Genomic DNA, 22752 nt, shown 5'->3' with positions numbered 1-22752 from the left:
TATATTGGTACAATGGATATATTCATCGAATAATATCTAAGCGACTATCATGAATCAGATCACATTTTTGGGGCGTAGATGGATACAAAACGCTAATTACATATAACTCTAGAGTCACATAATCGACAATGCTGATGAGTGGGTTATCAATGCATCAAACTTCCTCAAGAAACTCCAAGTTGGATGGAGAAAAACCATACCTAATCAGTGTGAGTAGTAAAAATATCAAAGCGTGATTAAAAAACGAAATGGCTAAGGAAAGCAAACGATGTGGATCCCATCAAAACTGACTCGCCCGGGGCGATTACACAACACAATCACTCGTGCGCGCGTCCTTGATCTACTTAAGAATGCCCTCGATTACAAGCTCATCCTATTCCGTTCGCCCGCAGGATATGGCAAAACCACCATGGTGGCACAATGGTTAGCCAATAAGCCCCATACAGGTTGGTATAACCTAGACGACAGTGACAATGATACTTTTCATTTCGCTAACTATTTTATTCAAGCACTCAACAAAGCCACAAATAATGCATGCCCAAATGCTCAAACACTGGCAGAAAAGCGCCAGTTCTCCAACCTATTAAACTTGTTTGGTCAGGTATTTGGTGAGTTGCAACAATTTAGCGATAAAAGCTATATCGTATTAGATGATTACCATCTTATTCACAATGAAGAAATCCATGCCGCTTTACGTTTTTACATTAAGCATCAGCCGGAAAATATTACTTTAATAATGACCTCCCGCACTGTTCCTCCTATTGGCAGCGCTAATTTGCGAGTGCGAGGCACAATGCTTGAGATAGATCACCAACGGCTCGCTTTTGATAATGAAGAAACCCTACGTTTTTTCAATCAACGCTTCACGGACGATATTGATCATCAAACCGCTGATAACCTATGTCAGTATGTGGAAGGTTGGCCATCTGCTCTGCAATTAATCGCGCTTCAAGCTCAGCACCACAACAAAACGCTGGCGCAATCAGCCCACAATGTCGCCCAATTTAACCACGCCCACCTGTGGGAATATTTAGTTGAAGAGGTATTCGATCTACTCGATAAAGAGACCTGCGATTTTCTATTGCAATGCTCGATACTAGAACACTTTAACGACACCTTAATCAGCGCGTTAACTCAACGTGATGACGCACTCGCGATGATCGAGTCACTCAACCGATATGGCTTATTTATTCATCCTTTGGAGGGCGAGCACAATTGGTATCGCTTTCATCACCTGTTCGCTGAATTTCTGACGCATGAACGCCAGTCTCGAATACCAAAACAAGAACAAATATTACACGAATCAGCCGCTAAAGCATGGCTAGAGCAATCTTCTCCTCACCAAGCATTGCGCCATGCTCAAAAGGCCTCAAACCAAGCATTGATTGCGGATATTCTCATCGAGCATGGCTGGAATATGTTCAACAATGGTGAACTTACCAATCTTGAAAAAGCAATTGAACAACTTGCTGACGAAATCTTATATCGTGAACCTAAGCTCTGCATGCTTAAAGCATGGTTAGCTCAAAGCCAGCATCGTTATCATGAAGTCGGCGAACTGCTACTCACCACCAATACTCAAATGAGCAAACAAAACATTGCCCTTTCCACGCAGCAAAAAGGAGAATTCAACGCGCTTCGCGCACAAGTGGCAATCAATCACAATGAACCTAAGCAGGCGTTTGAGCTCGCTGAACTCGCACTAAGCCAACTAGAAAGCCATGTTTATCGAAGTCGTATCATAGCGACTTCGGTTATTGGCGAAGTCAACCATGTCCTTGGGCATCTAAATCAAGCCCTTTCAATGATGCAGCAGACAGAGAAGTTAGCTCGACAACATCACCTCTACCATCAAGCGTTATGGGCAATGTTGCAACAAAGCGAAATACTCATTGCCCAAGGTCATACTCAGCATGCGTTTAACGTACAAGAAAATGCCTTTCGGCTCATTGAAGAACAACAGCTTCAGCAGTTACCGTTACATGAATTTCTATTACGAACGCGAGCCCATTTACTTTGGAGCTTAAATAGACTTGATGAAGCAAAAGCCTGTGCCTATCAAGGCATAGAGGTACTCGGGCATCATGAAACCAGTCAGCACTTACTCTGCTATGCGATGTTAGCGCGCGTTGCTATTGGGCAAGAACAGTGGAAGCAAGCCGAAGAGTTTGTAGAGAATATTAAGAGTCTTTTAAATCAAGCAAACTACCATGTCGACTGGTCAGCGAATGCGTCATTCTCTTTAATCTTATATTGGCAAGCTCAGCAAGACTTCCCAGCAATAAAACAATGGTTAGCAACGGCAAATTACCCCCAAGATGCGTGTAATCATTTCAACCAGCTACAATGGCGTAATATTGCGCTCGCTCAAATCAATCTAAAACTGTTCGACGAAGCTGCTGAAACAATGGCTTTCTTGCAACTGCAGGCAAACAAAAGTGAGCTTATCGCAGACACTCAGCGTAACCTAATTGTAGAAGCTCTACTTTCTGTCGCTCAAAATCAGGTAGAGTCTGCCCACCAACACTTAAGCTGCGCGATTGAATTAGCTAATCATGCTGGCATGATTGGTAGCTTCTTTGTTGATAACGCTCGATTAACCACCATCATTGTGCAATTAAATGAGCGATCATCATTAAACGAACAACCCCAACAACAAACGGTACAGTTCTTAAAATCACTAACACAACATAAACACTGCCAAGCCTCACCATTTGGTCAAGACTTTATAGCCAAACTACTGACAACTCCGAATGCACCGACCTTTGTCCATACAAGCCCTTTAACTCAAAGAGAATGGCAAGTCTTTGGACTAATTCATTCAGGCTTAAGTAATGAACGAATCGCTCAAGAGCTTGATGTTGCGGGAACGACAATTAAAACCCATATACGAAATTTGTATCAGAAATTAGGGATAGCAAATAGAAAGCAAGCAATAGAAACAGCTGAAAAACTATTAAACATATAATAGCCATAAACTAAATGACTAGTTTCATTTCAATGTCATTATATTTGCTAATTGCCTCCTGTCTCATAGACAGATATTGAACTGTAGATAATTATCATATTAACATTTTCCCATCACTTAATTGACAAAATAGAGATATGGAAAATAGAAACTTAGTTTTAGATGCAACAAAAATACTACTCGCCATCATGGTTGTGGGTATACATGGTCAATTTTTAATTGACACCAATGATTTGGGTTATTATATAAGTACCCAAGGGCTATTTAGGATTGCCGTACCATTCTTTTTTATAGTTAGTGGATTCTATTTCACATCGATTAATAACTCACACAAACTAACATATTGGTTAAAAAGAATTTCTGCACTTTACGTCTTTTGGATGGTGTTTTATATATACTTTTGGATGAAACCTCAACTTTATAGCGCATCTGAAATAGCGCGTACCATTCTAATTGGCTATCACCACCTATGGTACCTTCCAGCTATGATAGGCGCCGCAATAATGACCTACTTATTTAGAAAAAATATGCGTGTTGGATTTATTTTGTCGATATTACTATTTATCACAGGAGTGTTAATTCAATATAGCGGTAACTATGATTTTTTCAATACAAAATCAATTAATGAAACAATGAATACAACTTATATGCATAGGAATTTTTTATTTATCGGGTTTCCATTTTTCTATATTGGATTTTTGTTTAACCGATTGCGAACATCAATAAACGTACAACCATGGATTATCAGTACAATAACTTTATCAGGTTTATTACTACTGTTATTTGAAAGTTGGTTTAATTTTAATAATGAACATAATCATGGTGGGTTTGATAATTACTTATCGCTTATCATTATATGTCCTGCCCTATTTCTTTGGATTATTAATTTAGATCTTACAACACCTATAAAAAACTTAGCTCTCGTTTCAAGTGCTATTTACTTTATACATCCATTTTTTATTTTGCTATTAAAGAAAGTTACGGAACTAGGACATACTCATATCAGTTTATTGACGATTCTCCTATCCGCATTCTCCTCCTACATCTTGATTAAAATGAACTATCGATTCAAATTTATCCTTTGATGTAAACTTGTTCGATTTTGGAACATATCAATTTTGGGAGCATCGTTATCTCTGGTTGCCCTCTAGTTTAGGGGTAACTTGACCTAACATCATCTGCTCAATGGCACCAAAAATAATGAATAATCAAAGTCGAGTCACCTGCATTCATAGGCGATGTCGATAACAACTCAATCAACCTATATTGTTTCTAAATATTAATAATTAAAGCTATACTTTATTAAATATTACTAGCTTTATAAAAGAAGCGATATACTTCTAGCTAACTCCCCAATATTGAATTTCTCATCGCATTCCCTGGCAGCATTGATTCCAAATCATGAAATCAAAAAAATAGTAATAAAAATACTATTTTAATTTGACCTAAGTCACATATTGAGCGAAAATTAATCTACAAATTAAACATAAATCACACATAAGGAACAAGGTAATGCTGAATTCTGCACTTTTATCTTTACTAAAAACTGACTCTGAAACTAAAAATGTTGATAACGCACCAACATCTACATTGGCTGAGATCGCGACATTAGCGGTGTTATTTGTATCAACTGCAGCGGTAATTCTCCTGCTTAGCCTGACTTGGGCAATGTAACAAGGACTATTACATGGAAGTGCATAAAAGCGATACTCACTAAGCTAAACGCAAAGAGTATCGCCTACGCAATATTTAAAATACATCCCACTCCCCTCGCTATAAATCCTCCATCAACCACTTCAGCATTTAAATTAAGACCACCCCATTCGCAAACTCACTAATGACTTCTGCGCGATATCAATGATGATTGAATTAAGAAGATGTTTTCTTTCTCAAGGCATGATCATCTGAACTCTTTTACATCAAACCATTCGAAAATAGAATCGGAAACAAAAACGCCGACTCTTTGAAGTCGGCGTTTTTAAAACTGGTGTTATTCTTAGAAAGGTTTTGGCGCAAAACCTGTCATCACATCAACGCGAAGCTGCTTACCAATCTTAGTCATTGGGTGAACAATGACTAAACCTTTCACTTTTTTCTTCAATTGACCTAAGTCTGCCTGTTCAAGCTTGGTAATTTCACGTGAAAATGGCATATCAGACAGATCTCTACGCTCTTTATTCAGATCGTACTGCTGCTTATGCTTCAAAGAACTTTGTGTTTTCGACAGTTTTTCGAGGTCATCGGTAAATTTGCTGACCATCGCATTATCGCCACGAGCTTTCGCGGCATCGAGTTTACGCTGACAACTGTCTACACGGTTGTTAATTTTTTGAATATCTTGCTTAATGCTCATGACTTTCTCTGTCGAATATTAAAGGGCGCTGACTATAGCACAGCACATCGGTTCGCTCTAATTATAATATAGACAAGTCAATTCATCGATATTATTTGAAACATATCACGTTTTTTCTCGACTCTTTTCGGCAAGGCCTCCATTCGCCAGAACATTTCACATACGATTAACTCGTTTTGTGCCAATCTATAAGAAGAGCAAACTCTTAGTAGGTAAAACACGTGAAAATATTCTCATCTCGAATCACTTTAGGCGGGTTACTTATACCAACGATGTTTGCGGTCACCTTAGCCAATGCATCCGATCAAGCCGTACTCGCTATCCATATCGAATATCTTCCAGTCACTTCAAAACAAGAGGCAAACACACTCGAAACCATCAAAGCCAGCGGTATAAACGAAATTCTCATCAATCTGTCACAAACACATTTTACATTCAATCAACCACTCACCGTGCAATACGGAAGTAAAGATGGGCCTTTATATGACCCACAATCCCACCAAATCCAGATCCCCTATCACTTCTATACAGAAACCATTGGGTATTTTGATAAAAATGAGTATCAGCAACGTTTTGGTAAGTCGGTTCAATCTGGTGCTATAGATACGCTGTTACATACCTTGCTGCATGAAGCTGGTCATGCCTATATTGCCGATCAAAACATACCGATTTTAGGTAAAGAAGAAGATGCCGTTGACAATTTTTCGGCTGTGTTAATGATTGAATACACAGAACAAGGTGATGAAGCCGCAATCAGTGCTGCTGATATGTTCGCTTTTGAATCCGATTCACGTCCTGACTATTACGACTTCGGTGAATATATCGATGAACATAGTTTTGACTTGCAACGCTACTTTTCAACATTGTGCTTAGTCTACGGCAGTGATCCAAAGAAACATCAGAACCTACTTGATGAAGTAGAAAATAGTTATCTAAGTGAAAGAAAAGAATTCTGTGTCTATCAATACCAAGCCATTTCCGATAATTGGCATCATTACTTCACTCAATAAAAAGCCATAAGCAAGCCTTAATATTATGGATGATCGGGGTTAAACTGAAGCATTAAAGCGCATCGTTAAACGACATAGCTAAATTACTAAATTACTAAATTACATAGCTATATAACATAACTAATCAGCCCCGTTAATTCCTATCCGATATCATCTCGACAATTTTATCAAATACCAACAACGTTATATTTCCCCTGTTATTTCCAACCAAATACCTTTTCAAGTCATAATTCTGAGCAAAAAACCACCTAAAAACACAGTGGTACAACAAATTTGCTATCAAGATTGCTACATTAATGTCGATAAAAAGATAACATTTAGCCACATTATAAAAAACACCACACTAACAAAGCAGAGCCTATGATTTGCTGCCAGTGCAGCAATAACAGAAAAATAGGCCGAATAATTAGCTGACTATATAGGAAACACCCATGAACTTATCGATAAAAAGCCGCCTCTACGCTTTAACCATTGTGCCTTTATTGCTTATGGCGCTGGGTATGATGGCTGTAACTTTTGTAAAAACAGAAGAACTGGTACATATGGAGTCTGAGTCGACTCGAAGCAACATGATGCAAATGAAGCAAGATGAACTAAAGTCCTACATGCAAATTGCACTTTCCTCGCTTCAACCACTACTCGATACAAACACCAGTTTAGAAGATGCACTACCGACACTCCGTTCATTCAAGTATGGTGAGTCTGGCTATATCTTCGGTTACAGCTCAAACGGTGAACGTATCGTCGTAGGTGAAAGCACGGATGGTATTGGTGATAATTTCATCAATTTACAAGATAAACGAGGCAACTATTTGATTAAAGAGCTGATAGATAACAGCTACAACGATCAATTTACCACCTACTACTTTCCAAAACCAAACTCAACGGAAGCTTTACCTAAGCTCAGCTACTCTGTCTATATCCCTCAATGGGATTTGGTCTTAGGAACAGGATTCTATACTGACGATATAGATGCAATCATCGCTGAAATGGAAACCAGTGCTTATGGGGTTCTAACTTCAACACTCACGACCATAGCTTTATTCTGTCTTTTGATCGCTACCGTTGTCTGTGTATTCGCTATGTGGGTTAACCGTACGATTTTAAAACCTATCGAACTATTAGATTCTTCTATCGCATCATTTGCCACTGGCGATGCCGATCTCACGGCAAGAATGGAACAATTTAATGTCCCTGAATTTGCAAAACTCAGTCAAAACTTCAACCGTTTCGTTGAGAGTCTACAATCGATCATCCGTAACGTCAGTACTGTAGGTCAAGAAGTCGTAACAGAAACCACGAACATGTCCTCACGTGCCACTCAGGTCGATCAATTAGCAGAAAGTCAGCGAAATGAAACTGAGCAGGTCGCTACCGCAATGACAGAGATGACAACCACAGCTCAAGAAATATCTAATAATGCTAGTCAAGCCGCTCAATCAGCCAAAGAAGCGGATGATAATGCGAAAGAAGCTCAACAAACTGTTGATGCTGCAGCACAATCAGTAGAAGCTTTAGCAGAAGAAGTGCAACAAGCTAACCTTGTCATTTCTCGATTAGAGGGTGATGTACAAACCATTTCAACGTCACTCGGGGTAATTCAAGATATTGCAGAACAAACCAACCTGTTAGCCCTCAATGCCGCTATTGAAGCTGCTCGTGCAGGTGAGCAAGGTCGTGGTTTCGCCGTTGTTGCTGATGAAGTGCGTCAACTAGCAAGCCGCACGCAAGACAGTACAGGTGAAATCCATCAAATGATTAAACAGTTAAAATCCGCATCTGATGCCGCAGTGAAAGCGATGAACTCCAGTCAAACACGTAGCGCAACGACCGTTGCAGAGGCTAAAGCAGCTGCTGATGCTTTGATTAAAATCCAAGGTTCTGTCGCAACTATCATGGACATGAACGCACTCATTGCTACAGCAACAGAAGAACAAAGTATTGTTGGCCATGAAATCTCAGAGCGTATTGTGGTTATTTCAGACCAAAGCCTCCAATCAGCGCAACTTGCCAACGAAAACCGAGCTGGAAGTCAAGATCTCAACCAACGAGCGAATAAGCTATACGAATTAGTCGATCGCTTTACAGTGTAAAACGATAAGGCCGGCATCGATTATGCCCATGACACCTTGATATGCAACCAATCAATCGATTGCATATCAAGCAATTATTTAACCTACAATACCCAGCTTAACCAATCGTAACTTAGTCATGGTCATCCACTGGCCTTGACTAAGTTACCTTTCATTGGTTGTCCACTATCTTTAAGTGATAGCCATGCGATAGTCATTGAACAATCATCATCGAACACCAAATTGATTTAAAGCATTTCTGCACTTTGTTTCAGCATCTGCTCAACTCACTCACCCACTCTATATTTCTATTTTGAGATAATTTATTGTGCACCCCATCGAATGATCACCGCCAGATATCATTCGATATCAATGTTCTTAACGATCGTTATTCGCCTTCTAGCAATATAAAGTGCGCAACCTAACTAGATGATGAATAGCAGTTCTCTACAACGGGTTAACCGTTGTTCCTCCAAGAGATTTAGTGATAAATTCCTGTCACACGCACCACCGAAGGGTGGTGCTTTTTTATCTGTATCCTCTCCCTCCCCCACACAAAACAAAAGACCTATTATCAACCGCTATTCACCACGAAGCGGTTTCACTTTATCAAGTAAAGTTTCAATTAATAGCGTCAACGCTTTAGGTTGATAACGACGTGGCTTGTAAACAAGATAAGCTTGACGCCCATTCCGGTGATATTGTGGTAAAACTGATACTAAATTCATTTCCGGTGTAACGTAACGAACAGGAAGTGAGGCAACACCTAGTCCTTTTTCTGCAGCAGAAAGCACCGCCATAATGTCATTAACAACCAGCTTGGGGTGTATCTCCATGATTTCAATCAACTGCTCTCCCTCATAAACCGGAATTTCCGTCATGTGATCCACCGACACCCAATCAAGAGAAGCCAATGTTTGTAATTGGTTTATCTTATCACCATGGCGTGCAAGGTATTCTGGACTGGTATAAAAGCCATGTTGCGCTTCGAATAAAGGTCTTGCGACCATATCCTCTAAACCGTCAATATCAAACGTCATCAATAGATCGCGATCTGTTTGAGGCAGCACCTGCTCCTGACTTAAAACCAGATCTAACGTCACTTTAGGATATTGTTGTAGAAACTCAGCAATCACCTCTCCGACGAAACCTCGGTAGAAATTATGTGGCAGTGCCATTTTAATTTTTCCCGTAACTTCCGATTGATTCGAAACCAGTTGCTGCATTCCAATTTCAATCGCTTCCATTCCACTTTGTAATGCCACAAACGCATCTTGGCCAGTTTGCGTAGCCACCAACTCACGTCCCTGCTTCTCTAATAACTTAATGTTTAACCTAGATTCAAGGGCGGATAAGCGTCGAGACATGGTAGAAACCGGCAGCTTCAATTGTCGTGCCGCTGCCTGCAAAGAGCCCTCTTCCACCACAGAACAGAATAAATAGAGATCATCAATATTTCCAAATATGGAAGTCATAGTTCTTAAACTGCTTATTTTTTCCAATATTGCATCAGTATACAGTATTCACCAGTAGAGAGCGGTTAACTCATAGGCACTTTATGTATGCTCATAGGCTGAAGTGATTTAGAAGCCCTTATTCAGAAAGCATGGTTTACAAAACATGCCTTAAAAAACATGCCTCACAAAACATGGTTTAAACGCACTCATTCCCTTTTTATCTCTCGTTTTAGTAACACGAGCCAACGATAAGGAATCAATATGAAAGAGACCTTTTACAAATACACCATTTATGTTGTTTTCTCGATCACGGTGTTGTTTTCTGCCTTTCTGCTTATTTCAGATAATGTGTCTCCATTCACCACACAAGCCGCTTTACATCGGACGATCGCCAATATTGCTCCTGAAGTGTCCGGCGTTGTTAGCAAGGTAATGGTTAAAAATGGCCAACAAGTATCAAAAGGAGAGGCTCTATTTTCTATTGATCCAAGCAGTTACCAACTCAAAGTAAATCAAGCGAAAGCGGAGCTAAAACAAGCTCGTGAGGCAGACTCTGCAAAATGGCAACAACTAGCATCAGTAAAACAAACTTTGAAACAACGTCAATATGAGCGACAAAACAGCCTCCACAAACTGGCACGTAACCAAGTACTACAAAGTAAAGGACTGATAACTGAACAAACTTATGAAGACTCTCGTACTGATGACCACGTCGCACAGAGCGCAGTTGAAGCAGCCCAAGCAGAAGTGCGCCGCATTGAAGTAGAACTGTCCAATCAGGATAAAAGTGCCTCTATTCAACTTGCTGAAGCCAAACTAGCTAGTGCTCAATTAGATTTAGAACGCACAACCGTGGTCGCACAAACTCGAGGGGTAATCACCAACTTACAACTCCAAGCAGGTAGCTACATCAATCAAGGCGCGCTGGCTTTATTTGTCGTAAATGAGAGTAACACTTGGCTAAGTGCAGATTTTAATGAAAAAGGGATGAACAAACTGATTGCGAACCAACCTGTTCTGATCGCGTTTGATGCAATTCCAGGGCAAGTATTTCATGGCTATATCACCACCCAAGAACGGGCAATTCGAGATACTGATAATAATAGCGCTGAACTTTCTAATGTGATCAACGATACACGTTGGATCCGCGAACAACAAAAAATCAGAACGCGCATTGATGTAAAAGATCTTAATCCAAGCCTGATCGCAGGATCTCGCGCCAGTGTTATCGTAGAAAATGGTAACCCTTTAATTGATACGATCGGTGATGCGTGGATCCATATCGTTGCACTATTTCGTTTTGCTTATTAGGAGTTGTTATGTTCAAGTTTGATACGCCATCACAACGAAATGAAGCACTGCGGATGGCACTGACCATCACGCTGTGTATGCTTATAGGCAAGTTATTCGACTTCCAATCTCCAGTCTACTTCGCGCTTTACCCGACTCTTATTATGACGAAAGGTAAAGACTATTCATGGCGTGGATTCGCGAAAACATTTATGCCGACTTTTATTGCTGCCAGTATCGCTTTAGTCATTTCAGAAGTGTTTTCAGAGCACCCATTCGTCATTTGGACGATTAGCTTGCTGTTTTTTGATTTCATGCGCCGCAGAGCGACAAATCCAGCCAAACAAGGCGCAATGCTGATGCCTACATTTAACTGGATCCTGATTGTGATTTTTTCACAACATACCACGATGGACATGCCAACTCGTTTACATGAAATATTGATAGCAATGGTGATCACAACGTTCGTGGCTAAATCAATGATCTGGTTATTTCCCGTTAAGCCTGCGGGAAAACCGCGCCAAATGATAGATATGCCGGTCAGTTTTGAAAACCGTTATATCTCGTTAGCCCTGATTGGAGGTGGAGTGGCCGCTCTAATGATTGTCGACCTAATATCAGCAACATTTTGCTTGGTTCCCGTCATTGCCGCTGCGATTCAAACCACGCGGACTGGATTTCTTAACGTGGTTAACCAACGCTTTCAAACTCAAGTGGGTGGCTGTGCTATTGCGATCATCTTTTCCGTGATCATGGCAAATCATCAATCAAATATTGGGTTTTACACTTTAGGATTAGGCTTACTTAGTTTTACGATCAGTGCTGTTATGGCGAAAAGTCAGGGGATTGCACGAGATACACATGCTGATGCACTGCTTGCGACCATGCTGCCTATCCAACTCTATATCACAAGTCATCAAATAGGCTTAGAAAGCACCTTTTTACGCGCTTGGGAGCTTTCTGTTACGTTATTTATATTGTGGGGTCTATACCACCTAACTGCGCTTATAAACAATAAGGGGTCATTACAGGAATCTGGTAACAATGGGCTCTCGACATCGCATCACTCCCAACATTAAAGCTCTTTTCCGCCTTTGTTGAGGGATTTGGATGACGCTCTAAAGCTATACGGTGTTTCATGGTACTTTTTTTTAAACGTCGTACAAAAATAGGCACAACTATTAAAGCCAGACAGCTCGCTAATTTTTGATATCGACATGTTTGAAAACGTGAGGTAATTCAGTGCAATACCTAGCTTTACATCATTCAATATTTTTACGAACGAGGTATTTTCCCTCAATAACTGCCGCCTCAAAGTGGAAGAGCTCATAAAGAGCGCTTTTGATGTATTGTCTAAAGTCCAATGCTTAGTCGGATCTTTCATGAACATTTTAGTCAGTTTCTCTTTATTGCTTTCATTACAGATCTCTTTAAAGAGTACAGTAATATCAAAACCACCGGAGTAGATAGTTTCAAGCATAAAAAACACACTCTGTCGTAAATAGAGACTGAACTGTTTAGAGTTTAACCGACTCTCACGAACAATCGCGTGAGCACTAAATAACTCGATGAGTTGTTCATCATCAACAAGTAGATACTCAACTCCTACATTTTTTACTCGTTTAGCATCGATCTCTTTAAGGCTTTTGATTTTCTGACTCAATACTTTCAAGTCGCCATCATCAACAGTAATAAATTCAACATTGCCCTGTTCGTTTTGCTTATCTAAACGACACCCTAATCTTGTACCAGCAGGGAGTATGATAAGCTTACGATTCACGCTTTTAATCGACTGATCATTAATGATGAATTGACCGTTATATCCATTCATAACAACAAAAACAGTTCGATTTAAACAAAAGGGCTCTAACGATATTTTGTCTCTTACAATCCGACCAAAATGCATAGCATACCTTCAAAATCAGCGTATAAATCGACAGGATTATCGATCTTTCCTCTGCCAATATCATCCATTAACTCGTGTAAAAACCATTTTTCAAAAAATGTTCATCAGATAGTGAAATAAAGCGATTGGAAAATGAAATTCATCTCTCGTATTAATCGTTAACTCTCTGTTTCTATAGTGAGTAATCACATATTTATTGAGTTTAACTTTGTGATTACTCAAAAGAGTACGTTTTATCTACTTCATGACAGTTAAATCAGCAGGTATACTCTGCTCGCTTTATTGCTCAGTGTGCTGTTCTGCCGCATGGCGACTCACCTAACACCACTTACCTATCGCCAGCACAATCTGCTTAGCAATGATATCTCGAGTGTCGTAGGACGTATCAGCCCCCTTAGCGTAGAGCTGAATCATTATTTTTATCGCATTTACATAGTGCTCTCACTCTTTTGAGTCGATGACCTATCTAGATGCAGCAAAATGGATTTTTAGCTTCGGTATGTATGGGACAATAAGAAACACTCAGACTCTTATTGTGTTTTCCCTTTCATTTTGGCGTTTATGAGTATAATTAATTGAAGAAATTTCCACTTCCCCAGCTTGATCTACCGCTGTTATTAGCGGTGATGTGCGTCATGCTACTCAGTTCAATGACGATCTGGAGTGCCAGCGGCTTTAGCGAGCCTATGATGCTGAATCATCTTATTCGATGTTTCATTTCCATTTCCTGTATTGTAATTATGTCTGCCGTACCATCGCGCCTTTACCAGCGCTTTACGCCATACCTGTATGTATGTGCGGTCAGTTTACTTCTTGCTGTGGCCTTAGCCGGCGACAGTACCAATGGATCCCAGCGTTGGTTAGCCATTGGATCATTTCGTTTCCAACCCTCAGAGTTAATCAAACTCGCCATCCCAATGATGGTCGCTTGGTTTTTACAAATCGAAGGTGGGCGACCAAGTTTTATTAAAATAGTTTACGCGCTGATCATTACCGCGATCCCAACGGGGCTGATTTTTATTCAACCCGATCTAGATGGGGCCATTTTCACCATGATTTACGCACTTTTTGTGCTCTATTTTGCAGGAATGAGTTGGAAGATTATTGGGGGATTTGCAGGAACCGTTATTACGCTTGTTCCACTGCTATGGTTCTTTGTTATGGAAACCTATCAGAAAAAGCGTGTGTTCCAATTTCTTAACCCGGAATCAGATCCGTTAGGTTCTGGTTACCAAATTATCCAATCACTGATTGCTATTGGTTCAGGGGGAATTAAAGGAAAAGGGTGGACAAATGCGACCCAAGGTCACCTTGGTTTCATTCCAGAAAGCCATACCGATTTTATTTTTTCGACATACGCAGAAGAATGGGGATTTATTGGCTGTGTTCTGCTCTTAGCACTGTACTTATTCATTACTTTGCGAGCTTTATGGCTAGCCTGTAAGTGTAATCGTGCTTATAACCGCTTGGTATGCGGCTCACTTGCGCTGAGCTTCTTTCTTTATGCCTTTATCAATACAGGCATGGTAAGCGGCTTACTACCGGTTATGGGCAGCCCTCTACCATTCTTTAGCTATGGTGGTACTGCAATGATTACTCAAGGTATCTGCTTTGGTATCATCATGTCATTGTGCAAAACACAATCTAGACCAGGTTGACCTCTGTTCAATGGGTGATTGACGTTGCCATAATGAGTCCTCAGGTGTAAATACATTTCAGGACGGAACATGGTCAACAACCAACAAAAAAGGCTTCCATATGGAAGCCTTTTTTCACACTACGCTTGGTAATTAAACTTCAGCGTTGTGGTAAACCTGCTGAACGTCATCACAGTCTTCTAGAAGATCAAGGAACTTCTGGAATTTCTCTTGGTCATCTGCCGAGATCTCTGTGTACGTTTGAGGTACAAACGTGATTTCTTCAACGTCTAACGTTAGCTCTGGGTATTCAGCCGCTAGCGCAGTCTTCACTTTGAAGAACTCCGTGTTAGGAGCGTAAACTGTGATCACGCCATCTTCTAGTTCGATATCAGCAACATCACAATCCGCCATCATTAGCGCTTCAAGTACTGCTTCTTCGTCTTCACCTTTAAACTGGAATACAGCTTGGTGATCGAACATGTGGGATACGGTACCAGCAACACCAATTTTAGCGCCTGTTTTCACGAAGCATTGGCGAACATCTTGGAACGTACGGTTACCGTTGTCAGTCAGACAGTCAACAATCACACTAGCGCCACCAGGAGTAAAACCCTCGTAACGAGCTGGTTGGTAATCTTCACCACCGCCGCCGTTTGCTTTATCAAGCGCTTTATCGATAACGTGCGCAGGAACTTGGTCTTTCTTCGCTTTAGCAATAAGGTGCTTAAGTGACAAGTTCATGTCTGGATCTGAACCGCCATTTTTGGCGCTCATGTAAATTTCTTTACCGTACTTGGAATAAACTTTAATTTTTGCGCCTGCAGTTTTCGCCATAGAGGCTTTGCGCACTTCAAAACTTCTTCCCATTGGGATGTTCTCTCTAATTCAATTTATGCGAAGGATTTTAGCAAAAAGTGCGACCATTTCAATTTCACCTTTTTGCAGAGGAATGAACGCCATTCGACTTTCACTGGCTATCTCTTTCAATAACCAAGATTATTCATCGAGATTTATGCTACGCCCATTACTCGCTTATATTTTTCAACCGACTGTAAGAACCAGGCTTTCTCCTGCTCATCGAGGATCTTGGTCGCCTGCTGATCAATCTCGTCTGGGGTCGCTTTCGCTTCCCTTAACTTCCAGATCAAAAACGAAGCTTGCTTATCGAGCTCAATCTTGTTTTTTTCACCTGGTGGAAGAAGTGACAGGTTGATTGACATGCTGGTTCTCGGTATCAGAAAAATTATGAGGGTGGAATATAACACACCAAACAGCAATATTAAGAGGGGAAAGCAATAATTAATCTAGGCAAAACCGAAAAAATAAACATCGGGTGGCACTTTCGCCACCCGAACGACCAGATGATGACAAAACACTCTCTAGTGAATCAGACCTAACTCTCTTGCTTCTTCCATTGTAAGGCCACTCTCGCGAATTTCGCGCATCGCTTCAATACGACGTCTCGCTTCGGCGCATTTCACACCAGATGCTAGCTTTTGTGAATTAACTTCTTCCGTGAAGTCCCACTTGTTCGTTGCAATGTGAGTAATTTGGTCATGGTCTATTGAATTTATGGACATTTGAACCTCCGAATGAACCATGTCAGGGACAGTTAATCTTTACCAAATTAGACACAAGTTTGTTAAGCCTTTTAGTACCAGAATGTGATTTTGATATGAGTTCAACCATTCAATTGAATTTTTGGTGAAATTCCTTTTGCACAAAGGGCTAAGACACAGTACATTCAAAAATTCCCTTACCAAAAATACCTCGATCTACCTCTCATTTACCCTCGCTTACAGCACTAAGAAATCAACCATATAAACCACAAAATTTAATGTTCAAATAACAATTTATTTAACTATCAAGTATTCCAGAAAAACCAGATCTAAATTGAATATAAAAGTTGTTGCGTTACTTCGTCGTGATTCTTGAAATCAACATTACTAATCTCTTGGTCACTTAAACATAAGGCTGATGGATTTTAGGTTGGCACGAAAGCTGCGAAACAAGATAGCAACAAGATCGGTACATCAGAGGCTCTTATTCGTCCCATCTTAAAAATTGGGAAGCATGATCAAGGTGAAAGTACACATGTTAATTTGATCTTACTGCCTTTCTATTAACTCCTCCTAGTCACTGTTGTGCCCAATAGATACATACTGCGGATAGCTTGATGGTTTATTAAGACTATTGTTGCAATGTCTGATTTCCCCATCGTAGCTAAATAGAAAGAGGGTATAGCGGAAAGATGATCAAGGAAGAATACGAATAAATAGGCTGGATCCATCGATACCACGGAACAATGATCAAGTAGAGTGTTGATCATTACCGCCACAGCTTTATGAAATTTGACGCAAAAAAAAGCGAGCTCAGAGAACTCGCAAAACAATTCAGAATGAATGTAACAATATGAGCCAATCTATTAGAGGTGGAACCCTAATTCATCAGATAAGAACAAAAGGTTGTCTATTCGGTTGTAATCATAATGACTATCAAAGTAGTCAATGTCAGTTACCTGTCAGCGCCATGTCGTAGAATTGTTTGTTTTTTAGTCAAACCACTCACCTGCCACGACTAAACAGCAACCTCATCAAGTGCACGAAACACAGTTTCGTCAATGTGCCCTTCATAAACTTGCTTGCAAACTTTACGTCGTACCGCTAAACCCGCGAGTAAACGTTCAATCGACAAATGTTTGTTGTTGCTTTGATCATTGTATAGTTCAACGATCCGGCTCAACGTTTCATAAGGAATAACTTCTTTTCCAACTTTTAACCAATCAAGCTTCTCAATCAATTCTAAGCACTCTTCTTTGATCGAGTTAGGGGAATGCCCTGTCATGGCAGACAAAGCTCCTATACTGCGTTCTAGAGCCTCTGGAGAGGTATATTTCGATAAGGTTATGGTAATTTCGTCAGCATTGATCTCAACAAGGTGTTTACGTAGTTTAACGCGACGACCTAAATTCCCTTTGGGAGAACGCTCTTTGCGCTGAATAGGCTCAAACTCACCATCAATGATTTGCGATAACTCATCCAAACGTTGACGAGAAACCATTTCATTTCTTAATGGGTTAGGCATAGTTGGCGCCATGTTTCGTTTGCCAGCATTAGTGGTTCGAGCGCGAGAATAACGAAGTACTTCTTCGACATCACATTGGATATCGATCTGGTAATCCTGGATCTTACCTTTTGAGATCACCGTACTGATCGTCAAATGATAACCCCAAAGATTCACAGCAAAAAGATCGTCGCTTCCATCGCCATCGGAAAGTTTTCTCAATTCACGGATCAAATCCATAGAGAAACGTCGCCACTCAATGTTACGAGCGAGTTTTTGATTCAAATCAGAAAGCATCATCATGTCGCTGTGACGACGTGCCATACGACTACGGAAATAGCTGTAGAGCTGAAACACTAACGTATGTTGTCTTAAAATTTCAGGTGGGAACAGGAAGAAATAATCTCGTGTTAACAGCTCTTCATAGAAAGACGGTTCCCAAACTAAGATGTATAGGTTCGGTTTAATACGTATTTCGCCATCAGCGCCCTCTGTAGGTGCTTCTTCTGATGCAGTAATGGTTCTGGCTATAAAACGAAAACGATCGCTCTTAAAGCCCTCTGGCATGTTTTCACTTAACCAGCGTCCTGTCAGTTCGTGTAATTGAAAATCGGTAAATTCAATACGGTCAATACTGTCACGAATCGAATCTCGAGCTGGGCCGCTATCTTTCTTTCCACGCAACGACAAAATATCTGTTATGTACAATGGCGTTTTATTTGGAGCGTGCTTAGCATCAAGTTGATATTGGTGTTGATGATGATCGTGGTATTGAACTGTCAGAGTAAACAGAGCAAATAATGTCATTAGATCGTCGACGGTCATGATATTTTTCGATGATCTTGTTTCGATCACCGCGCGGGTGCCAGAAATGGAAACCATGGTTTTCTGATAATTTTTACGTGTGCGCGGTGGCGCTAATGCCTGATCAATGATCCCAGCCCAGTTAGTCGGTGAAACGACAAATTGATCTGCCTCATCTTTCATTGCTGGTGGGGTATTCAAACCATATTCATTTAATAAACGTTTGTTTACTTGTGTTTGAGCTAAAGCTTTTGATCGTTTTTGTTTTTCAGTTTGCTTTACTGTCTCAGTAACTAGGCTTGTAGCACCCAGTACTGAGATTAGCTGATTTGGATTCACAAACCGGTGAAGCATGGTTTTTCCAGCTAAACCCTCTTCGAAGCGAACAGGAGTTTGTTGAAATAAACCAATACTTACGGCTGCGCGTAATCGCTGTTGAATGGCTGCTCGGGTGAGCTTCCCATCGGTTGCGATAATTAATTCTGTCGTTGACACTAGACCATCTTGACTTCGAAATCCACGTAACGAGATCAGATTCAATAATTCAACAATACTTTTGGTGACACCTTTGAAGTGTTGGTATTGCTCTACCCAATCAATAGCTGCTTCGGACACTTCAAACAAATGGCCGTCTTTGTGGCTTCTTGGGGCTTTGATCAATATTTTTGTTTCTGAATTCATTTTTGGATCCGCGTCACATTGACCGTAGATTTGCTATGGTTCCGAAGAATAAAGAAAAATAGATCAGAAATAAAGAAAAATCTTGTTGTTTTAAATAACTGATCTTTTTGATTAAACTGATCTTAAGTGATTATATGATCTATTGATCAGGCAGAAAAACCCCACGCAAGCTTCTGATAATAAACATGTATTTTAAATTTAACATGAAAGCATGATCATGCGATCAACGAAACGATGATCATACTCAACAGGAAAGCATGATCAATTCTCGTTAGAACTATGATCATAATGACTTTGAATGCATGATCAACGTGCAATCTGAAGCATGATCATCATCCTTGCACATGTTATCCACAGGAGGGATCTTTGATTCTACGATTTAAAGACGTTCATGAATAATAACCTCGCTATCTTCATACCAATTTTTCCGAAACAATGATCAAGGTAGCGTCATTTTGCTGGGTTTTATTATGAATTGTTTGTTTTTTTGTTTAATCGAAACTTGAAATGCATTGAGATAGTGAAAGCCTGACGTAATAGCTTTTCGATAGAAGTTATGAAAGCATGATCATGGAATTGGCTTGATACCGTTCCTATTTCTACTTGCGTTTCAACTTTAGAGCCAATTAGCTTCTAAATTGTCACAAAACCTTAGTCTGCCTACATTCGTCCGTAAGTTAGCCATGAATTTATATGCTTCCGGAGTTCCTATACACTTGATCATTGATCCGAACAACGATCATTGAATAGTACGATCTCATTCATTTAATATGCGAAAGAAAATCTCTTGATCATTCTTCCTGATAGGTCATTTCGTGCCGAAAGCATGATCAAGTATCTGCCTTGATCATCGTTGCGGAAGCAGCACTTTATTATTCATTTAGATCAAGATTAACTAAGGTTCTCTATTTTTAGCGGATATTTGTGAAAACTATCGTAATTTACAACTCCAAATTACATTGTCCGTAACTTGTTCTGTTTTTTTAATCGTTCCGGTGTTTTTTTTAACCAATATCATAGAAATTCATCATATTTACATTGTAAATGAGTGACAGTGTAACACTTTTAATTTGTGGTAATTCGAACCACTTTTTACACGGTAAATTCAGAATCATTTGTCTATTTTTTTACCACTATTCACTTAAATGATACAAATAAATCTAATTAATGTGATTGTAATCAATAAGTGAATGTTCACCTTTTTATTGTAATTTAACTAATATGCTGTACAATTGTTTTTGTTAATTAATTATGGAATTTGGCAATGAAAAGAGAACAGACCATTGATAATCTTGTTCGCTTAGCGGAACAGACAGCGCAGGTTCAAGCAGATCGAATTGAAATCGTTTTAGAAGAACGTCGTGAAGAGCATTTCCCTCCAATGTCGAAAGCGTTGATGGAAACCCGTTCGGGTCTGACTCGTCGTAAGTTAGATGAAGCTATCGGTAAATTAGAAAGTTCTGGCCACCAATTTACAAAGAATAATGCCAACCACTATTCTATCTCTTTGCATGAAGCCCATATGCTGATGGACGCGGCAGAAGTGCCTAAATTCCATGAGCGTAAAAATCACGTTGGAAACAAGCCTTGGATTGTTAATGTTCAGAACCAAAAGGGTGGGACCGGTAAGTCGATGACAGCCGTTCACCTAGCTGGTTGCTTGGCATTAAACCTAGATAAGCGCTACCGTATTTGTCTTATCGACTTAGATCCACAAGGGTCACTACGTTTATTTTTGAATCCCCAAATCAGTATTTCTGATCACGATAATATCTATTCAGCGGTCGATATTATGCTAGACAATGTCCCTGATGGTGTCGATGTTGATCTGGAATTCTTGCGCAGAAATGTATTGTTGCCAACTCAGTATCCAAACCTAAAAACCGTATCAGCTTTTCCTGAAGATGCGATGTTTAACGCTGAGGCTTGGCAGAATCTTTCGCAAGACCAGTCTCTAGATATAGTAAAACTACTGAAAGAAAAGTTAATCGACAAAATTGGTGATGACTTCGATGTCATTATGATCGATACCGGACCTCACGTTGACCCTCTAGTATGGAACGCAATGTATGCTTCAAACGCATTATTGATTCCGTGTGCTGCAAAACGTTTGGACTGGGCATCAACCGTTAACTTCTTCCAGCATTTACCAACTGTGTATGAAATGTTCCCACAAGATTGGAAAGGACTCGAATTTGTTCGTCTTATGCCAACGATGTTTGAAGACGACAATAAAAAACAAGTAGCGGTGTTAACCGAGATGAATTATTTGCTTGGTGACCAAGTAATGATGGCGACGATTCCTCGTAGTCGTGCATTTGAAACTTGTGCCGATACTTACAGCACTGTTTTTGATTTAACTGTGAGTGATTTTGAGGGCGGCAAGAAGACGCTCTTAACTGCTCAAGACGCGGTTCAAAAAAGTGCATTAGAATTAGAACGTGTGCTGCATAGCCATTGGTCATCGCTGAATCAAGGATAAATAAAAAATGGCAATTAAAACCTCAGACTTAAATGCTCGATTGTTTGGTAAACAAAATAAACGTTTAGCGACTACGCCACAAGAAGCGCAACAAGCTGCGAAAGAACAAGCGCAGGTCATTGAATTGTCTGTCGCCGGCGAAGAATTGGTTTCTTTTGAGTTAGTAAAAATTCCAGCAGGCCGTGTTGCACTAGATACGGTTGTTTTCGCAGAAAATGCTCGTGAACAGTCATTCTTAAATGAACATGCGCTTTCTGATGTGCTGGTTACGTTGCGTGAACGTGGACAACAATATCCAGCCGTTGGTCGTAAGCGTGAAGATGGTAAAATCGAAGTCTTAGATGGTAGCCGCCGTCGTATGTCATGTATTCTTGCTGAGCGAGAGTTTTTGATTTACGTTGGTGAAAACATCAATAGTGAACATGCTAAATTTCTTTCAGACGTTGCTAACGCTCATAAGCCTTTATCTCTATTTGAGAAAGGTAAAGAAATGCAAGCTAAGCTCAATAGTGGTGAAGCAGAAGATCAAAAATCTTTAGCGAAAATGTTCCAATGTAGTGAGGCTCTTGTTAGTGGTGCTTTGAAAGCGGCAGATTTACCTCTTGAAGTCTTACAAGCTTATCCAAATGTGGGTGATTTAGGTCGACCTACCATTGTTAAGTTGCACAAACAATTTCATCAGTTGAATGATGAAAACCGTCAGCTGTTACTAGACAAATGTCGTAATGATAATGGATTTGTTTGGCAACGTAGCCAGGCACAAGGTGTTTCTCGAATTACAAAAGATGTTTCAGAAATGATTGAAGCATGGATTGAAGAGTTATCACCAAGCAAAAAAGTGGTCAGTAATAAAATAGATCTTGTCAAAGGACGTGTAAGTTACAGCCGCAAGGGCTCAAATTTAGCTCTTAACCTGAAAAAGGTTGATGATGCGACCATGCAAGAAATCCTCGATTTTGTTTCAAGTAAATTGAATTAGAATTAAGCCGCGTTTAGCGGCTTTTTTTTGTCTAGCGTTTACCTCTT

At 40.1% G+C, this 22752-nt stretch carries 17 protein-coding genes; 10 read left to right on the top strand and 7 right to left on the bottom strand.

Going from position 1 to position 22752, the window contains the following annotated elements; all coding sequences use genetic code 11:
- Positions 1-268: 268 nt before the first annotated feature.
- From malT to DZ860_RS24520, 3 genes are all read left to right on the top strand, one after another.
- Complete coding sequence (gene malT / locus DZ860_RS20555) at positions 269-2968, top strand: HTH-type transcriptional regulator MalT (protein ID WP_120034866.1); 2700 nt, start codon at positions 269-271, stop codon at positions 2966-2968.
- Positions 2969-3105: 137 nt separating this feature from the next.
- Entirely contained in the window at positions 3106-4053 is a 948-nt protein-coding gene (locus tag DZ860_RS20550) for an acyltransferase family protein (protein WP_120034864.1), read from the top strand.
- Positions 4054-4480: 427 nt separating this feature from the next.
- A complete protein-coding gene (locus DZ860_RS24520; RefSeq protein ID WP_165862945.1) occupies positions 4481-4642 on the top strand; it encodes a hypothetical protein in 162 nt (53 codons plus the stop codon).
- A 322-nt stretch (positions 4643-4964) separates the two neighbouring features.
- Here the strand turns inward: DZ860_RS24520 and DZ860_RS20545 are convergent, their stop codons facing one another.
- A complete protein-coding gene (locus tag DZ860_RS20545; protein WP_120034862.1) occupies positions 4965-5321 on the bottom strand; it encodes a YibL family ribosome-associated protein in 357 nt (118 codons plus the stop codon).
- Positions 5322-5593: 272 nt separating this feature from the next.
- Here DZ860_RS20545 and DZ860_RS20540 point away from each other — a divergent pair, with 272 nt between their 5' ends.
- Both DZ860_RS20540 and DZ860_RS20535 read left to right on the top strand, forming a co-directional pair.
- The gene (locus tag DZ860_RS20540; RefSeq protein WP_120034860.1) at positions 5594-6331 is read left to right on the top strand and encodes a DUF4344 domain-containing metallopeptidase; all 738 of its coding nucleotides are present in this window, start codon (positions 5594-5596) and stop codon (positions 6329-6331) included.
- Between the two features lie 431 nt (positions 6332-6762).
- Entirely contained in the window at positions 6763-8424 is a 1662-nt protein-coding gene (locus DZ860_RS20535; protein ID WP_120034858.1) for a methyl-accepting chemotaxis protein, read from the top strand.
- Positions 8425-8984: 560 nt separating this feature from the next.
- Here DZ860_RS20535 and DZ860_RS20530 read toward each other — a convergent pair.
- Positions 8985-9878, bottom strand: coding sequence for a LysR family transcriptional regulator (locus DZ860_RS20530; RefSeq protein WP_120034857.1), 894 nt, complete (start codon positions 9876-9878; stop codon positions 8985-8987).
- Positions 9879-10121: 243 nt separating this feature from the next.
- Between DZ860_RS20530 and DZ860_RS20525 the strand changes: the two genes are divergently transcribed.
- Positions 10122-11171, top strand: coding sequence for an HlyD family secretion protein (locus tag DZ860_RS20525; protein ID WP_120034855.1), 1050 nt, complete (start codon positions 10122-10124; stop codon positions 11169-11171).
- A gap of 8 nt (positions 11172-11179) precedes the next feature.
- On the top strand, positions 11180-12229 hold the full coding sequence (locus DZ860_RS20520; RefSeq protein ID WP_120034853.1) for a DUF2955 domain-containing protein: 1050 nt from the start codon (positions 11180-11182) through the stop codon (positions 12227-12229).
- Here the strand turns inward: DZ860_RS20520 and DZ860_RS20515 are convergent.
- The gene (locus DZ860_RS20515; RefSeq protein WP_165862944.1) at positions 12226-12981 is read right to left on the bottom strand and encodes a helix-turn-helix transcriptional regulator; all 756 of its coding nucleotides are present in this window, start codon (positions 12979-12981) and stop codon (positions 12226-12228) included. The genes DZ860_RS20520 and DZ860_RS20515 overlap by 4 nt on opposite strands.
- A 650-nt stretch (positions 12982-13631) precedes the next feature.
- On the opposite strand from DZ860_RS20515, the gene rodA reads away from it, so the two are divergent.
- Entirely contained in the window at positions 13632-14714 is a 1083-nt protein-coding gene (gene rodA, locus DZ860_RS20510; RefSeq protein WP_120034849.1) for a rod shape-determining protein RodA, read from the top strand.
- 132 nt (positions 14715-14846) lie between these two features.
- Here rodA and DZ860_RS20505 read toward each other — a convergent pair whose 3' ends face one another.
- The 4 genes from DZ860_RS20505 to DZ860_RS20490 all read right to left on the bottom strand — a co-directional run bounded on the left by DZ860_RS20505 (position 14847) and on the right by DZ860_RS20490 (position 19244).
- Positions 14847-15563 carry a YebC/PmpR family DNA-binding transcriptional regulator gene (locus DZ860_RS20505; RefSeq protein WP_120034847.1) on the bottom strand — a complete coding sequence of 239 codons (717 nt, stop codon included), beginning with the start codon at positions 15561-15563 and terminating at the stop codon, positions 14847-14849.
- A 143-nt stretch (positions 15564-15706) separates the two neighbouring features.
- Entirely contained in the window at positions 15707-15916 is a 210-nt protein-coding gene (locus DZ860_RS20500) for a DUF3283 family protein (RefSeq protein ID WP_120034845.1), read from the bottom strand.
- Between the two features lie 159 nt (positions 15917-16075).
- Complete coding sequence (locus tag DZ860_RS20495; protein WP_120034843.1) at positions 16076-16276, bottom strand: hypothetical protein; 201 nt, start codon at positions 16274-16276, stop codon at positions 16076-16078.
- Between the two features lie 997 nt (positions 16277-17273).
- Positions 17274-19244 (bottom strand): replication initiator protein RctB domain-containing protein, encoded by a 1971-nt coding sequence (locus tag DZ860_RS20490; protein WP_120034841.1) that lies wholly within the window; start codon positions 19242-19244, stop codon positions 17274-17276.
- Between the two features lie 1264 nt (positions 19245-20508).
- Between DZ860_RS20490 and DZ860_RS20485 the strand changes: the two genes are divergently transcribed.
- Together DZ860_RS20485 and DZ860_RS20480 are read left to right on the top strand one after the other, a co-directional pair.
- Positions 20509-21726 (top strand): ParA family protein, encoded by a 1218-nt coding sequence (locus DZ860_RS20485; RefSeq protein WP_120034839.1) that lies wholly within the window; start codon positions 20509-20511, stop codon positions 21724-21726.
- A gap of 7 nt (positions 21727-21733) precedes the next feature.
- Positions 21734-22705, top strand: a complete 972-nt coding sequence (locus DZ860_RS20480) for a ParB/RepB/Spo0J family partition protein (RefSeq protein ID WP_120034837.1) — start codon at positions 21734-21736, stop codon at positions 22703-22705.
- Positions 22706-22752: the final 47 nt, after the last annotated feature.

Origin of the sequence: Vibrio sinensis (assembly GCF_003605645.1) — a bacterium.
Classification (GTDB): Bacteria; Pseudomonadota; Gammaproteobacteria; order Enterobacterales; family Vibrionaceae; genus Vibrio; species Vibrio sinensis.
This window is presented reverse-complemented; position numbering and strand designations above follow the sequence as displayed.

Excerpts from the sequence above, each read along its gene's own strand:
- DZ860_RS20550 (WP_120034864.1), top strand. The coding sequence starts at position 3,106 with ATGGAAAATAGAAACTTAGTTTTAGATGCAACAAAAATACTACTCGCC.
- malT (WP_120034866.1), top strand. The coding sequence starts at position 269 with ATGTGGATCCCATCAAAACTGACTCGCCCGGGGCGATTACACAACACA.
- DZ860_RS20490 (WP_120034841.1), bottom strand. The coding sequence starts at position 19,244 with ATGAATTCAGAAACAAAAATATTGATCAAAGCCCCAAGAAGCCACAAA.
- DZ860_RS20540 (WP_120034860.1), top strand. The coding sequence starts at position 5,594 with ATGTTTGCGGTCACCTTAGCCAATGCATCCGATCAAGCCGTACTCGCT.
- DZ860_RS20505 (WP_120034847.1), bottom strand. The coding sequence starts at position 15,563 with ATGGGAAGAAGTTTTGAAGTGCGCAAAGCCTCTATGGCGAAAACTGCA.
- DZ860_RS20520 (WP_120034853.1), top strand. The coding sequence starts at position 11,180 with ATGTTCAAGTTTGATACGCCATCACAACGAAATGAAGCACTGCGGATG.
- DZ860_RS20515 (WP_165862944.1), bottom strand. The coding sequence starts at position 12,981 with ATGAATGGATATAACGGTCAATTCATCATTAATGATCAGTCGATTAAA.
- DZ860_RS20545 (WP_120034862.1), bottom strand. The coding sequence starts at position 5,321 with ATGAGCATTAAGCAAGATATTCAAAAAATTAACAACCGTGTAGACAGT.
- DZ860_RS24520 (WP_165862945.1), top strand. The coding sequence starts at position 4,481 with ATGCTGAATTCTGCACTTTTATCTTTACTAAAAACTGACTCTGAAACT.
- DZ860_RS20530 (WP_120034857.1), bottom strand. The coding sequence starts at position 9,878 with ATGACTTCCATATTTGGAAATATTGATGATCTCTATTTATTCTGTTCT.
- DZ860_RS20500 (WP_120034845.1), bottom strand. The coding sequence starts at position 15,916 with ATGTCAATCAACCTGTCACTTCTTCCACCAGGTGAAAAAAACAAGATT.
- DZ860_RS20480 (WP_120034837.1), top strand. The coding sequence starts at position 21,734 with ATGGCAATTAAAACCTCAGACTTAAATGCTCGATTGTTTGGTAAACAA.
- DZ860_RS20495 (WP_120034843.1), bottom strand. The coding sequence starts at position 16,276 with ATGTCCATAAATTCAATAGACCATGACCAAATTACTCACATTGCAACG.
- DZ860_RS20535 (WP_120034858.1), top strand. The coding sequence starts at position 6,763 with ATGAACTTATCGATAAAAAGCCGCCTCTACGCTTTAACCATTGTGCCT.
- DZ860_RS20525 (WP_120034855.1), top strand. The coding sequence starts at position 10,122 with ATGAAAGAGACCTTTTACAAATACACCATTTATGTTGTTTTCTCGATC.
- DZ860_RS20485 (WP_120034839.1), top strand. The coding sequence starts at position 20,509 with ATGAAAAGAGAACAGACCATTGATAATCTTGTTCGCTTAGCGGAACAG.